A 14,866-nucleotide genomic window follows, 5' to 3' on the forward strand; every position below is an offset into this window, starting at 1 on the left:
GGTCGGGAGAGAAATAAATGACCGAGTGGAATTTCGGCGACATTCTGGATGCGATCGAACCGGCGCTTCCGCCAGATGCTCCGGCGCTGATCCACGGAGATCGGCGGATCAACTGGCCTGAAATGGCCGCGCGGTCCAACAACCTTGCCCGCGCGCTGCGCGCTAGGGGGCTTGAACCCGGGGCCAAGGTTGCCTTCTACATGCGCAACCGGCCGGAATACGGCGAGTCGATGGCCGCCTGTTTCAAGGCCCGGCTGACCCACGTCAATATCAACTACCGCTACAAACCGGACGAGGTGCTTTACATCTTCGATGATTCCGATGCGGAGGCGATCGTCTACAGCAGCGAATTCCGCGATTGCATTGTCGAATTGAAGGACCGGCTGGGGAAGGCCCGGATCTTTGTCGAAATCGGCGATCCGGCGGTGATCGCGCGGTTTGCCGAACCCTACGAGGCGTTGGCGGCGCAAGGCGACGGTTCGCCGCAGGGTATTGCCCGTTCGCCCGGCGACATGCTGTTCATCTACACAGGTGGCACCACCGGCATGCCCAAGGGGGTGATGTGGCGCCATGATGACCTGCGGAGGGCGCAGCTCGATTCTGCCGGCCTGCTTGGTCCAGCGCCGCAGGACATGGACGAAACCGTCGCAATGATCCGTACTGACGGACCTGGCCGGGTGTTCCTCCCCGCCTGTCCGATGATGCATGGAACAGGTCTCCTCTCTGCCCTTGGCACGCTGATGGGAGGAGGCTGCATCGTAACGCTTGAGAACCCGTCGTTCGATGCCGACGAGTTATGGCGCGTTGTCGAGACGCACCGGGTGCAGTCGGTCGCAATCGTCGGCGATGCTTTCGCCAAACCGCTGCTTGCTGCGCTCGACAATGCACCCCGGAGCTACGACACATCGAGTCTGATCTCGATCCTTTCGTCAGGAGTGATGTGGAGCCGCGAGGTCAAGGATGGGCTGATCCGGCACATTCCGCAGGTGGCGCTGATGGACGCCTTCGGTGCATCAGAGGGGCTAGGCTATGGCTTGTCGGTGACCACCGAGCACGGGTCCGTCCAGACCGCCAAATTCATGATCGGCGAGCATTGCGACGTGTTCGACGAAAGCGATGCAAAGGTGAAAGCCGGCAGCGGGATCCCTGGCTTCATTGCCCGAAAGGGTGCCATTCCAATGGGCTATTACAAGGATCCGGAAAAGTCTGCGAAAACGTTCCGGACTATCGGCGGCGTGCGCTACTCGATCCCCGGCGACTGGTGCCGGGTGGAGGCTGACGGCAGCCTGACCCTGCTCGGCCGGGGCAGCGTCTGCATCAACACCGCCGGGGAAAAGGTCTATCCCGAAGAAGTCGAGGAAGTGCTCAAGACCCACCCGTCTGTGGCCGATGCTCTCGTCATTGGCGTGCCACACGAGAAATGGGGCCAGGCCGTGACTGCAGTGGTTCGCCTGGAGGACGATGCCGCGCTCGACGAGGCTGGGCTCAAGGCCCATGTTCGCCAACAGCTGGCCGGTTACAAGACCCCCAAGGCTGTCTATCGGGCCGGTATCGCGCTGCGGGCGTCAAACGGCAAGGCCGACTACGCCGCAGTTAGAGACTTCGCGATAGGTCAGGGCGCGGCGGCGTGAGCGACGGCACGAGCGGAGGGGCGGTTAGTGACTGCGAGGCGCTGATCGTTGGTGCCGGCTTCAGCGGGGTCTATCTGCTTCACCGCCTGCGCGAGGCCGGCTTCGACGCGAGGTTGATCGACGCGGCCGAAGAGCCGGGCGGCATCTGGTACTGGAATTGCTACCCCGGCGCGCGCGTCGATTCGCAGGTTCCGCTGTACGAGCTTTCGCTGCCCGAACTTTGGCGCGACTGGACCTGGAGCGAACGCTATCCCGGATGGCGCGAGCTGCGCGACTATTTCCGCCATGTCTGTGACCGACTTGGGCTTTGGCCCCACATGACCATGGGGGCGCGTATGGCGGGCGCCGAGTGGGATGAAGGTCAGCGCAAGTGGCGGGTCACGACCGGAAGCGGCGAAACGATCACTGCGCGCTTTCTGCTGCCCTGTCTCGGGTTTGCCGCAAAGGCCTATGTGCCCGAAATCGCCGGACTGGAGACCTTTGCGGGCGAATGGCACCACACGGCCCACTGGCCGCAGCAAGGGCTGTCCATGGCCGGACGTAAGGTAGCAATCGTCGGCACCGGAGCCAGCGGTGTCCAGGTGGCGCAGGAAGCCGCAGCAGAAGCGGCTCAGGTCTCCTTGCTACAGCGCACGCCGATTCTCGCGCTGCCGATGCGGCAGGAATCGCTGACTGTTGAACAGCAGAAGCGGGAGAAAGCAGATTACCCGGCGATCTTTGCTGCCCGTCTCCAGACTGGCGGTGGCTTCGATACGGGCAGAATCGACGCTTCGGCGCTCGAAGTCGACGAGGAAGAACGGCACCGTCTGTTCGAGCAGCAGTGGCAGGCCGGCGGTCTGCGTTTCTGGTACGCCAATTTTGCAGATCTGCTGACCGACGAGCGTGCCAACCGTCATGCCTACGATTTTTGGCGCGACAAGACCAGGGCGCGGATTGCCAATCCGGCCTTGCACGAGATGCTGGCGCCGAGTGAGCCGCCGCACCCCTTTGGAACCAAGCGTCCTTCACTCGAGCGGAACTATTACGAGATCTTTGGCCAGGACAATGTCACGCTAGTCGATCTCGCGCACGCGCCGATTCAGCGGATCGTGCCCGAGGGGATCGAAACCGCCGATGGGTTGATTGAATGCGAGCTGATCGTGTTTGCCACCGGCTTCGACGCTGGACGCGGCGGGCTGACGCAAATCGGGATCAGGGGGCGGGACGGTCGCAGCATGTCCACTGCCTGGCATGACGAGGTGACCGCTTATCTTGGCTATTCCGTGCATGGATTTCCCAACATGGCCTATCTTTACGGACCGCTCAGTCCTTCGGGCTTTTCCAACGGTCCGACCGCGGCAGAAATCCAGGGCGATTGGGTCCGCGACTTTCTGGTGAAGCTGCGCGAAGACAACTTCACGCGTTTCGAGGCGGACATAGCCGCGGAGCGCGAATGGACCGAGAGCGTTGCAGCCATCGGGGCCATGACGCTCTTTCCCCGGGCAAAGTCCTGGTACATGGGCGACAACATTCCGGGCAAGCCGCGCCAGTTGCTCAATTATCCAAGCGTCGTTGGCTTCGCCATGATCTGCGACGAAGTGGCAGCGGACGGATACCGCGGCTTCACGCTGGCATGAACGAGGAACCACGACCTATGAACTTGGCCACATCCGATATCGTGCCGGAATGGGCGCCCGACCCGTCGGTCCTGCCAGGCTGGTTTGTCGATGCTATGGCTGTTCCGCGCGAGGAAGGGTTCGTAACGGTCGATGGCGTGAGCATGCACTACTTCCGCTGGGGCAATTCGGCCGCGCCGCCGGTGCTGATGACCCATGGCTTCCTTTCGCACGCCCGCTGCTTCGCGTTTGTCGCCCCGTTTCTCGCCCGCGATTACCACGTGATCGCCTATGACCTCTCGGGCATGGGCGATAGTGACGTGCGCCCGAACTGCGACATGGCGGCGCGCGGACGCGAGATGATTGGGGTTGCCGAAGCGTTGGGCCTTCTCGATCATGACCAAAAACCCATCGTCGCCGCTCACAGTTTCGGTTCCGCAGTGGCGCTGAATGCCCTCGAACTCGCCCCGGCCACCTTTGGCGGGGCGGTGATCTGCGACATGATGGTTCTGCGCCCGTCGGAATTAAGAAGGTATTGGGGCGATGGCCGTCCCAGCCCCGGCTCGGGTGATCCCCACCGGCCTCATCGCCGCCATCCGGATTTCCTGAGTGCCCGCGAGCGGTATGTTCTTTCCCCGCCCCAGCCGGTGGGTGAACCATTTCTGATGGATTACATGGCCTATCATGCGCTGCGCCGTGAAGGCACTGACTGGACGTGGAAGTTCTCACCCGCTGTTTTCGAACGCGACAATTCACACCGCTTGTGGCTTGACATTGGCCCTCGCTTGGTCTCCGCGCCTGGTCGAAAAGCGATTATCCATGGCGAGAAGAGCCAGCTCTTCACGCCGGATTCACACCAGTACTTGCGTGAACTGGGAGGGAAGGACATCCCGATCATCGCAGTTCCCGAAGCGAGACATCACTTGATGCTCGACCAGCCTCTGGCCTTTATCGCTGCCTTGCGCGCTGTCATCGAAGAGTGGTCCAAAGGTGTCTGATCGAAAAGTGAACCTTCGAGGCGAATGGTCAGGACAAGGATCAACTGAATTGCGAACACGCCAACGCGTGTCGATGCGGATAGAGCCAAGGAGACAGAAATGACCAATGCGCCGAAGATTCCCGAGCCGAAGCCCGCAGCGACCGTGCTTCTGGTACGCGACCAGCCCGAGTTCCAAGTCCTGATGGTCAAACGTCATCATCAGATCGACTTTGCATCCGGCGCCTTGGTTTTTCCCGGAGGCAAAACCCATGACGGCGACGCCGACGAGCGCTGGGTCGAACATGCAATTGGATGGGAAGAACTGGACCCGGTCCAGCGAGCCTTGCGGATCGGGGCGGTCCGCGAAGCGTTCGAGGAAACTGGCATTCTGCTGGCGCAGACCGCCCAAGGCGCTCCTTTCGAGGACCCGTGCGATGCGTCGGTGCGACGCGCGGTCGACGCCGGCGATGTCGCTTTCTTTGATGTTGTTCGCAAACTGGGTGTCCACCTCAGGCTGGACGAGCTCGCTATCTTCGCCCGGTGGATTACCCCGACCATGATGCCAAAGCGGTTTGACACCTGGTTCTACGCGATGAGCGCTCCGGCGGGGCAAGTGGCGGCGTGCGATGGGCGCGAGACTGTCGATGCGGAATGGATCTCACCATCCGAGGCGATCCGACTGGCAGCAGTGGGCGAGAGGACCATCATTTTTCCTACCTTGATGAATCTGAAGCTGCTCGCCGAGGCGGAAAGCGCGCAGGATTGCCTTTCGCGCGCGCGGAAGCGCCGACTGGTTACGGTGCTACCCGAGGTCTCTATCGAGAATGGTGAGCGTGTCCTGATAATACCGCCCGACGCTGGCTATGGTCCTGTTTCGCAGCCGTTGAGCACGCTCGGTGCCTGACTCAGGTTGACCTGCGCTGCTGAGCCTCGCCTTGGTGATGCGTCGAGGGCTGGCTTCAGTCTTCGAGGTTCGAAGACATAATCGCGAGCATGTCCTTCACTGTGGTCGCCTGTTCTTCGGAAATCCCGGTGAGAACCCTTTCGTAGATCCTGTCGGCTGCCTCGCGCAGTGTTGGGAGAATTTCGATCGCGTTGGGAAGCAAGTGCAGCGCCCAGACCCTGCGGTTGCCTTCTGCGGAGCGGCGCTCGACGAAGGCCGCTGTTTCCAACTGATCGATCACGTGCCCGACGCTGGCTCGTTCCATTTCGAGGTGCTTAGCCAGTTCAGTTTGGGTGAGGCCAGGCGTCCGGCAGATATATGCGAGCGCGCGCCACTGGGTGCGGGACAGGCCGAAGTTGATTGTCGCTGCGTCGAAAAGCTTGCGCAGTTTGCGGGGGACCTCCTCGAGCAAGAAAACGAGCTCGTCCGCCTCTGTGAGATATCCCTTACCTGCCTCTCTATCTCTCATGGGACCAACAACTAACGCATCCAGGGGTGTATGAAAAGTGTTTACTGTAAAAGATATTACAGTAAGATATAATCATGATTGCAGATTTGACACTAGTTGGCCACGGCGGGCACAGGATCGCAGCCAGCGTCGAAGGCCCTGCCGAAGGATTGCCGGTCTTGCTGGCGCACGGTGGTGGCCAGACCCGATGGGCCTGGAAAAAGATTACGAATCTCCTGATGGAAAGCGGGTTTCGGGCAATTGCCCTCGACCTGCGCGGCCACGGCGATAGTGCATGGGCCCGAGACGGGGCCTACGCGATTGCAGACTTTGCTCGCGATTTGGCGGCCATTGCCAGCGCAATGAATCGCAAGCCTGCACTGGTAGGCGCTTCGCTGGGCGGCCTGGCGGGAATCCTGGCCGAAGGCGAACTCGCCCCGAACGCATTTGCGTCGCTCACTTTAGTCGACGTGACCCCGCAACTGGAGTCTGCCGGTGTCGCGCACGTCATAGATTTTATGGCAGCCCATGCTGGCACGGGGTTCGCCTCGCCTCTCGAGGCGGCGCGCGTGATCTCGGAGTATCTTCCCCACCGCCCAAGCCGCACCGCTTCGCCCGGCTTGCGGCGTTACCTGCGGCAAAAGGCGGATGGTCGTTATTACTGGCACTGGGACCCTGCGTTTGTGACTGGAATCTTGCGCCAGGACGAAGATCAAAGCGAAGGTTCTGGCTATGGCAGGGTAGAACTCAGCGAAGCCGCGCGAAGGCTGACCCTTCCAGTTCATCTCGTCCGCGGTGGATCGAGCGACCTCGTCTCGCCGGGGGCCGTGGCCCATTTCCGCGATCTGGTTCCCCATGCTGAATACACCGATATTGCTGATGCAACGCACATGGTAGTCGGCGACCAAAACGATCTCTTTGGTGAAGCAATCGTGGATTTCCTGGTCCGCACCCATGCGCGTAAGGGGGGAGAATGACCGACAAGCCATCGTTTCCACAACTGGATGTCTTGCGCAAAATGCTGCTCGTCGCCCCGTTCCATCGCTGGCTCGGGCTAAATATTGTTGCTGTGACCGCTGACGCGTTGATCCTCGAAATGCCGTGGCGTGATGAAATTGTCTCCAACCCGATGATCGGTTCGGCGCACGGCGGCATACTTTCCGCCCTTATCGATCTCACCGGACTCTACGCGATCAATGCACTAGGCGGCTCGGCCCGCGCTACCGCTGACATGCGCGTCGATTTTCACCGCCCGGCGACCACGGGCCCGCTCCGCGCGACTGGCCGGGTGGTCAAGCTCGGCAAGCACTTGAGCGTCGCCGAAACCCGAATCGAGGACCAGGATGGGCGGTTGATCGCCAGCGGCAGGGGCGCCTATGTCGCCTAGCCGCCGATTGCTGATGGCGATCCTGGCGCTCGCCGCCTGCGTTCGATTCTGTCGCAAAGTTTGGTCAACCTAGGTAATGGCGGCCACGGCGGGAAATATCGGGGGTGGAGATTGTGTTCAAGGGTCGTCCGTTTGAGGACTCACTGATCCTGCTGTGGGTGCGGTGGTATCTAGCGTATGGCTTGTTCGATATCGCAACGCGGTGGGTGTCGCGGGACAGAAAGGAGAGCACCGCCTCGGGACCAGCGAGCGGCGCCTTGGCATAAACAACCCAGCGTTTTTTGCGTACCGGCGAGAGGTGCCGCAGGAAAGCGCGTCATTCGGCACGATGCGTGAGGCTGACAAAGAAAGCGAGCTTATCCACATCATGGAGGGTACGCAGGCGAGTGAAGCTTCGGACGTCGCCCATGCAGTGATCTATCTTGACCCTCTGGTTTCCAGCAGCTGGGATCAGAGCCCGGCCTTTTGCACTGCTACCCAGCCTTGGACCTCGCGGGTCATGCGCTCCGGATCAGGCATGCCGTACCGCAGCAGCATCCAAAAATCGTCGGCTCGCGCTCGACCGCGCCATGGCTGAAGCGCCGACAGCAAGCATCGGATGTATAAACTGATTTCTTCGGATCTGAGATGGCACACCTCCCACAGTCCCAGCAATATAATAAAGTGACATAATAAAGTTCTTTACCAAACACCGAAAAACTGCTCAGCTTCCAGTTGGGTGGCGAGAATCTTTTCCTCTCCGGAAATCTCCATCTGGCCACTCCTCAAACTCGGGGCAGCTTGGCGAGCTGCCCCATTTTTGAACATCGACAATCGGGGAAAAGGACGGGTTCGCGCAAGAAACAAAAAAACTCGAGACAGGGAGAGAAGGGTGATGAATAACAAAGCCTATTGGTTGGCAAGCGCCGTCCTGATGGCGTTGCCACAGGTCTCAAATGCTCAGGAAGCCATAGCCGAAGAGCCCGATGGCGGTAACGATGTCATCGTCGTGACGGCGCAACGTCAGGCGCAAAGCTTGCAAGACGTGCCGATCGCTGTCAGCGCATTCAGTGCTGAGGCGCTTGAAAGCCAACAGATCGAAAATGCCTCGGATTTGCAGCTGACGTTGCCCAATGTATCTTTCTCGAAAGGCAATTTCACCTCAGCTTCATTCACTATTCGCGGCGTTGGCGACCTGTGCGTCGGCGTCACCTGCGATGCTGCGACCGCAATCCATGTCAATGGATCACCCTTGTTCGGAACACGCCTGTTCGAGACCGAATATTTCGACCTGGAAAGGATTGAAGTCCTTCGCGGACCTCAAGGCACCCTGTTCGGCCGGAATGCGACCTCCGGTGTCGTGAATGTTGTGACCGCGAAACCCAAACTCTCCCATTTCGAGGCTGAAACGCAATTCGAGTATGGCAATTTCAACAGCATCGAAGCGCGGGGCATGGTCAACGTCCCGATCGGAGATATGATCGGCGTGAGGCTGGCGGGCATATATGTGAACCGCGACGGTTATACGACGAATCTCTATGATGGATCGGACATCGACGCTCGGGACCTTTATGCGTTGCGAGGCTCACTTCGTTTCGAACCTGGTCCTGATACGACGATCGATTTCATGGGCTATTATTTTCGGGAAAAGGACACGCGCCTCAGAAACCAGAAACAAACGTGCCAACGCGATCCATTGGGCGTGCTCGGATGCCTGAACAACCGACGTGATTTCGATACCACTAACGCAAATTCAACGGTCGGTGCGACGCTCAGTTCTTCCGAGTTCTTCGCCATTCAGGGCATACCCGCCGTGCTCGGCCTTGGCAGCCTTTATGGCCCTGATGGGTTTTCCGGTTTTCAGGAGCCTGGGGATGTGCGTGTCGTCAACACAGCCTATACGCCCTTCTATTTTGCCGAAGAGCTTCAGGTGCAGGCGCGCCTTGAGCAAAAATTCGGCGCGATGACCCTGACGGCCACCGGAATTTATCAGGATACTGAAGTCGATTCCAGGCAGGACTATTTTCTTGGAATTCAAAGCCGTGCCGGTTTCGCCCCGGCGCTCAATACGCTGGCCTTTTTTGCGGCTAACGGATTGCCGACCGGCCTTGCTCCGCCGGCGCCAGCCTTCATTCCCGGCTCTTCGGCCTATTTTTCGCCGATTGCCGGCGCTCTAATGCCGGTCGGTCCGCAGGGTGTGCTGTGCACCTCGGATAATGATGATGGAAGCAGAGGCGCTTTTGAAGGGAACTCGCTGTGTTCCGAAACGCCGCTTTCTTTCGATCGATCTTCGGAACAACGCGAATCGTGGAGCGGAGAGCTCATCCTTACGAGTGACTTCGACGGGCCGTTCAATTTCCTGTTGGGGGGAATTTATGCGAAATCAAAAACCACCGACAATAGCTATTATGTGAACTCGTTTGCGCTCGATTACGCCAGTGCCATATTGGGTTCATTCGGCTCCTTGTCGGGCGGCCTTCCGCCATCCTATTTCGCGACGTCGATGTATCGGAACAACTCGCTGGAATCGAATCTCGAGAGCTATGGCATTTTCGGCGAGGTCTATTTCGATCTAAGTGACCGGCTGACGTTGACCGGGGGACTGCGTTACAACAATGACAAGAAGGATGTGGCGGCGCGTACGACGCTGATCAGTTTCTTGAACCCTTATGCCAATGATGGAGATCCGTTCGATACCCCGATAACGCCTCTCATCGGGCCGTCTGGACTTTTCGACGCCGACCCGGGGACGCCGGGCCAACAACTCGCCCAGTTTCGCGAAGTAGGCTTCGACGAAATTACCGGACGAGCAGTTCTGGCCTTCAAGGTTACGCCGGACAATTCGCTCTATGCATCTTACTCGAGGGGTTACAAATCCGGCGGGATCAATCCTCCGCTTTCTCCGATTTTCGCCGTCAGCGAGAGTTTCGGCTCTGAATCGATCGATGCATTCGAGATCGGCTCCAAGAACGTCTTCGCAAACGGCGCGCTTCAACTGAATGCCACCGCATTTTACTACAAATATAGTGGACTGCAACTCAGCCGCATCGTGGCAAGAACGTCTGTCAATGACACGGTTGACGCCAATATCTGGGGTGTCGAACTGGAGTCTGTCATCAGGCCGGACCCGAACTGGCTTATCAATCTGTCCTTCAGCTATCTCAATGCCAAGGTCGCTGGCGATCAATTCTTCTCCAATCCGCGTGATCCGGGCGGCGGGGATCCTAATGCCGTGATTATCAAGGACATCAGCAATGGTGCGCACTGCGCTGTCACGGGACCTGGGCCTGGCGTTGCTGATGCGTTCGTTGCGGGTGTAAATACGGCTATCGGCCTTCGCGCACCGCAGGAATTTCCTTCGGACGGCAATATCGCCTCCAGCGGCGCGTTCGGCATTTGCGGTGTCCTCGCGAGCGCTATCCCTGCGAACAGCGGGATCCAGGTCTTGAGTCCTGGCGTCGAGGTTAACATCAAGGGCAACACATTGCCCCAAGCGCCGAATGTCAAGGCATCGATGGGGGTTCAGTACACGGCAGAGGTCGGAAATGGTATGACACTCGTCCCCCGCGCCGACATTTCCTTGACCGGGAAGCAATATGGCAACATCTTCAACGGCAGGATTAATCGCATCGAACCTTTCGTGCAGGCTAATGCGGTTTTGCAGTTGAATGGTGCCGACGAGCGCTGGTTTGTCCGGGGGTTCGTTCAGAATATCTTCGATAGCAACTCAGTTACCGGACTTTATGTCACCGATGCATCTTCCGGCAATTTTACGAATATCTACACTCTTGATCCGCGGCGTTATGGTGTCGCGATCGGCGCAAAATTCTAATGATTTAGCTGTCCTAATCTATCTGGGTAAAAATTTGCCACATGAAAATCGCGGCGTCGGAGTGCCCGAAGGAGGCTCTTCGACGCCGAATTCATGCGCCAATAGCAGGCCTCGGCGAGGGATGGGTGCGACATACGTCCGGCGTACGCAGGGCGGAAGCTTGCGCCTCTCGCGAGCGACATGGGGACATTGGCTCCTGCCCCTCGAATTTGCAAAATTAATGCTAGGGGTGGGGAGCCGGACCCACCGGCGGCGGCGTTTCATGTTCAGTGGGTTCGGCGGCGGTAGGTGTTTCGGGATCGGTAAACCTCTCGGGTTGGCTGAGCGTGGTTTCGGCTTGGAACCCGGCAGTGCCGTCCCTGCCTTTGCCCCTTAACGAGACGATTTGTCGTTGGCGCATGTCGAGGTAGAGGGTTCTTGTTTCAACATAAGGATGAGCGCTTTGCTCTTGCAGACGCTCGATCTCGGTGTCGCCCTCGATCCGATCATTGAGTTGCTTGATCTCGGTAATCGGAACCGCATAGCTGTCCTAGCTTTATTCCGACCGGACCAATGTCACGCAGGAGTGCGACCACCGCCGTCGGGCGAAATTCACCTGGATCGATTGAGTTGGCCGGATGCCGAACGACTCCGAGCGCGCCCGCCAGGCTTTTGGCGCCGTGCCGGACAAGTATCTGCCCTATCTCGGCGGCGCGTGAGATGTCTCCTATCGGTTTATCTCGGAACCTAGGCATATGTCCTATTCCGCATTGGTCCGGCTCTGATCGAGATTCGACGCAATCCGCACAAGAATATTCAGCAACGTCCGTTTTTCTTCGCGCGTGGCGTTCCGCCATAGGATCCTATGCAGCCCGTCCGCGGATTCTCTCAGTTGGGGCAACAACCTGTCGAGCTCCTCGGTCAGAATGAGCTGCCATGCCCGGCCGTCCAATTTGGCTCGTCGCCTTTCCATCAATCCTTTCCCACAAAGTCCAGCGACGGCTTGACCTATCGTGGCGGATTCCAGCTCCAGTCGCTTGGCAATTCCGGCCTGCGTCAAAGATGGTTCGCGAAGAAGTTGTCCGATGATGCGCCACTGCGTCTGATTGAGGCCAATCTTGGCAATCCGTGCGTCGTAAGCGCGCCTCGCCCCCCGACTAATCTCGTCCATCAAATATAGCATACGGTCGTCGTCGGTGAGGGCGCCTTCGCGAAGCCGTGGTTGCGGCATTGTGTCGAGATTTGCGTTCATACCGCTGCCTAGTCCGTTTCGTCAGAATGCCAAAACTCAAATTACTAAACGATTTTACTAACTGGAGGGAACGGTCTACGCCACGCCATGAAGCGACTTAGCACATGTCCAAAATCCTTCGAAAGAGGCAGATGATCGACGAACCAAATGAGCGGGAGCAGAATCGCGCGCCCGCATCCATCCTGAAATCGCAACCCAAATTTCGCCTCATCCTCATTGTAGCCATAACTGCTGCGCTCATTGCAGGTGGTTGGTGGTATTACAGGCATGTCACCTATGGGCAGTACATGCAATCGACCGACAACGCCTATGTCGCGGCCGACAGCGTTGTGGTTTCATCAAAAGTGGCCGGATACGTGGACGCGGTGCTCGTCTCTGAGAACGGGCGGGTCAGTCCCGGCGAGGCGCTCGTGCAACTGGATATGCAAGATTATGAAGCCCAGGCGCAACAGGCGCGTGCGCAGATCGCGGTGACGCTGGCCGGCGCCGACACAATCCGCTCGCAAGTAACCGAACAGGACTCAGCGATTCGACAGGCGCGGGCCCAACTCGCCGCCAAGCGCGCGGCGCTCGACCTCGCCAATGAGCAGGTAGCGAGGTATCGCCCCCTCGCCGCGACCGGTGCGGAGCCGCGAGAAAAGCTTCAACAATATGAGACACAGGCGCAGCAAGCGCGCGCCGACTTTGTTGCTGCCCAGGCAGCAGTCTCTGCCGCCAGCGGTCGGAGGGCCACCTTGTTTAAACAGATCGACCAGGCCGAAGCCCAAGCTGACGCGGCCCGCGCGCAGCTGGAAGCGGCCGACCTAGATGTCACATCGACTCTGCTGCGAGCCAGCAAGGGAGGTCGCGTTGGCGATCTAACAGTAAGAGTCGGCCAATTCGTCCAGCCCGGTCAGCGATTGATGACAGTTGTTCCGGTGAACGAAATCTACGTCCTCGCTAATTTCAAGGAGACGCAGGTCGGCCTTTTGCGGGCGGGGCAACCGGTCAGGCTCGAGGTCGACGCACTTCCCGACTTTGAGATTGCCGGACGCGTTGAGAGCATCTCGCCCGGCACCGGCGCAGAATTTTCGATCCTGCCGCCCGAAAACGCTACCGGGAATTTCACCAAGATTGTTCAGCGGATAACGGTTCGTATCGCGATCAAAGCCTCGCCTAAAGTGCGTCGTCTGCTCATCCCGGGCATGTCGGTCGTGGCAATCGTCGACACGCGAGACGCTGCCGGAGAGTTGAAAGAAATCTCGAGTACCGCCAAATGACCGCCGAGTTGGCATCGAACAGCGCCTCTGGTACTCCGACTGCAGACAGGCGGAATGCCGATATCACCGCGTGGATAGCGGTCGCAGCGGGTGCCCTGGGCGCCATGCTTGCAACACTCGATATCTCGATCGTTAATTCCGCGCTTCCGGTGATCCAGGGCGAAATCGGAGCCAGCGGCACCGAGGGCACGTGGATTGCCACCGCATTTCTCGTTGCCGAAATTGTGGTAATTCCGCTTAGCGCCTGGCTTGAACGACTTTTTGGACTGCGAACTCTACTCATCATTGCGGTTTCCGCGTTCACCGGCTTCTCAATTCTTTGCGGTATAGCGACCGACCTCACGACCATGATCATCGGTCGCACGGGTCAGGGTTTCATGGGCGGTGCGCTGATACCAACTGCTATGACCATCGTCGCCAAAAGATTGCCGCCTCATCAACAGCCGATCGGCATGGCGCTGTTCGGCATGACAGTGATTCTGGGTCCGGTCATGGGGCCGCTGATCGGTGGCTGGCTGACCGAAAATTTGAGCTGGCACTATGCCTTCTTTGTCAACGTTCCAATCTGCGCTGTGCTGTTGCTGCTGCTATTTGCCGGGCTACCTCACGAAGAGCCGAAGTGGGAGTATCTGACAGAAGCTGATTGGGCGGGCATTGTCGGCCTGATTCTGGGGTTGGGCGCTTTGACTGTGTTGCTGGAGGAGGGGCATCGCGAGGAGTGGTTTGAATCCGCGCTAATTCGCTGGTTGGCACTCATTGCCGTTATCGGTTTCGCTTTACTGATCTACGGGCAGCTAAATGCATCGAAGCCCGTCCTGAAACTCCGCCTCCTTCTCAATCGCCAATTCGGAAGCGTTGCGGTGATGGCTCTCGCCCTGGGAATGGTGATGTATGGTTCGACCTACGTCATTCCCCAATTTCTTGCGATCATATCGGCTTATAACGCTTTTCAAACCGGGCTCGTTATATTTTGGATGGGTATTCCGGCCTTTGTGCTTATGCCGATCCTGCCCTTCATGATCCGCAGGCTCCACATCCGCATTGCCGTCGGAGTTGGTATGCTTCTGATGGCGGCCAGCTGTTTCGTCAGCATAAGCCTCACCGCGGAATCCGGGGGCGCCGTATTCATCGAAAGCCAGCTTATTCGCGGTGTTGGCATGATTCTGTCCATGATGTTCCTGAACCAGGCTACCGTAGCCTCAGTGGCAAAAACAGATGCTGGCGATGCCTCTGGCATTTTTAACGCCGCTCGAAATCTCGGAGGATCTTTCGCTTTGGCCGGACTGGCTTCGTTTCAGGACCAGCGGATCTGGCACCATAGTCGGCGCATGGAAGAGACGCTGAATGCCAACAGTGTTTCGCTCCAGATTTATCTTGATGAACTCGCGAAAAGATTCGGCGGGATGGAGGGTGCCATGTCTATGCTAGGCCGGACCATCCAGCGGGACGCGTTCGTAATGACGTACAATGATGTGTTTCTGGCGATGGGCGTCTTGACCTTGATGACCGTTCCTTTGGTCATCTTTTTGAAGCCGCTTCCCAAGAATGTTTCCCTTTCGATGCACTGAGCCTGACATGATAA

General features: G+C 58.5%; 11 protein-coding genes and 2 pseudogenes. 10 read left to right on the plus strand and 3 right to left on the minus strand.

Features of this window, described 5'->3' with window-relative positions:
* Positions 1–17 precede the first annotated feature (17 nt).
* From ATE59_RS01085 to ATE59_RS01100, 4 genes are all read left to right on the plus strand, one after another.
* A complete protein-coding gene (locus ATE59_RS01085) occupies positions 18–1,631 on the plus strand; it encodes an acyl-CoA synthetase (protein WP_058810908.1) in 1,614 nt (537 codons plus the stop codon).
* Positions 1,628–3,247 carry a flavin-containing monooxygenase gene (locus ATE59_RS01090; RefSeq protein WP_058810909.1) on the plus strand — a complete coding sequence of 540 codons (1,620 nt, stop codon included), beginning with the start codon at positions 1,628–1,630 and terminating at the stop codon, positions 3,245–3,247. Before ATE59_RS01085 ends, ATE59_RS01090 begins: the two co-directional genes overlap by 4 nt.
* A gap of 17 nt (positions 3,248–3,264) precedes the next feature.
* Positions 3,265–4,224, plus strand: a complete 960-nt coding sequence (locus ATE59_RS01095; protein WP_231737135.1) for an alpha/beta fold hydrolase — start codon at positions 3,265–3,267, stop codon at positions 4,222–4,224.
* Positions 4,225–4,323: 99 nt separating this feature from the next.
* The gene (locus ATE59_RS01100) at positions 4,324–5,109 is read left to right on the plus strand and encodes an NUDIX hydrolase (RefSeq protein WP_058810911.1); all 786 of its coding nucleotides are present in this window, start codon (positions 4,324–4,326) and stop codon (positions 5,107–5,109) included.
* Positions 5,110–5,164: 55 nt separating this feature from the next.
* On the opposite strand, the gene ATE59_RS01105 is transcribed toward ATE59_RS01100, so the two are convergent.
* On the minus strand, positions 5,165–5,560 hold the full coding sequence (locus ATE59_RS01105; RefSeq protein WP_231737136.1) for a MarR family winged helix-turn-helix transcriptional regulator: 396 nt from the start codon (positions 5,558–5,560) through the stop codon (positions 5,165–5,167).
* Positions 5,561–5,691: 131 nt separating this feature from the next.
* Between ATE59_RS01105 and ATE59_RS17420 the strand changes: the two genes are divergently transcribed.
* The 3 genes and pseudogenes from ATE59_RS17420 to ATE59_RS17965 all read left to right on the plus strand — a co-directional run.
* Positions 5,692–6,573, plus strand: coding sequence for an alpha/beta fold hydrolase (locus tag ATE59_RS17420; protein ID WP_082657248.1), 882 nt, complete (start codon positions 5,692–5,694; stop codon positions 6,571–6,573).
* Positions 6,570–6,983, plus strand: a complete 414-nt coding sequence (locus ATE59_RS01115; protein ID WP_058810914.1) for a hotdog fold thioesterase — start codon at positions 6,570–6,572, stop codon at positions 6,981–6,983. The genes ATE59_RS17420 and ATE59_RS01115 overlap by 4 nt, the downstream gene beginning before the upstream one ends.
* A 110-nt stretch (positions 6,984–7,093) precedes the next feature.
* Positions 7,094–7,168 (plus strand): annotated as a pseudogene (locus tag ATE59_RS17965) (IS6 family transposase); the annotation flags it as partial.
* On the opposite strand, the pseudogene ATE59_RS18360 reads toward ATE59_RS17965, so the two are convergent.
* Positions 7,165–7,371 (minus strand): annotated as a pseudogene (locus ATE59_RS18360) (transposase); the annotation flags it as partial. The pseudogenes ATE59_RS17965 and ATE59_RS18360 overlap by 4 nt on opposite strands.
* 486 nt (positions 7,372–7,857) lie before the next feature.
* On the opposite strand from ATE59_RS18360, the gene ATE59_RS01120 reads away from it, so the two are divergent.
* Positions 7,858–10,794, plus strand: a complete 2,937-nt coding sequence (locus tag ATE59_RS01120) for a TonB-dependent receptor (protein ID WP_156416680.1) — start codon at positions 7,858–7,860, stop codon at positions 10,792–10,794.
* A gap of 739 nt (positions 10,795–11,533) precedes the next feature.
* Here the strand turns inward: ATE59_RS01120 and ATE59_RS01125 are convergent.
* Positions 11,534–12,025, minus strand: a complete 492-nt coding sequence (locus tag ATE59_RS01125) for a MarR family winged helix-turn-helix transcriptional regulator (protein WP_058810915.1) — start codon at positions 12,023–12,025, stop codon at positions 11,534–11,536.
* A gap of 131 nt (positions 12,026–12,156) precedes the next feature.
* Here ATE59_RS01125 and ATE59_RS01130 point away from each other — a divergent pair, with 131 nt between their 5' ends.
* A complete protein-coding gene (locus ATE59_RS01130; RefSeq protein WP_058811268.1) occupies positions 12,157–13,284 on the plus strand; it encodes an HlyD family secretion protein in 1,128 nt (375 codons plus the stop codon).
* A complete protein-coding gene (locus ATE59_RS01135) occupies positions 13,281–14,852 on the plus strand; it encodes an MDR family MFS transporter (protein WP_156416681.1) in 1,572 nt (523 codons plus the stop codon). Before ATE59_RS01130 ends, ATE59_RS01135 begins: the two co-directional genes overlap by 4 nt.
* Positions 14,853–14,866: the final 14 nt, after the last annotated feature.

This window comes from Sphingopyxis sp. A083 (genome assembly GCF_001468495.1).
Lineage (GTDB): Bacteria > Pseudomonadota > Alphaproteobacteria > Sphingomonadales > Sphingomonadaceae > Sphingopyxis > Sphingopyxis terrae.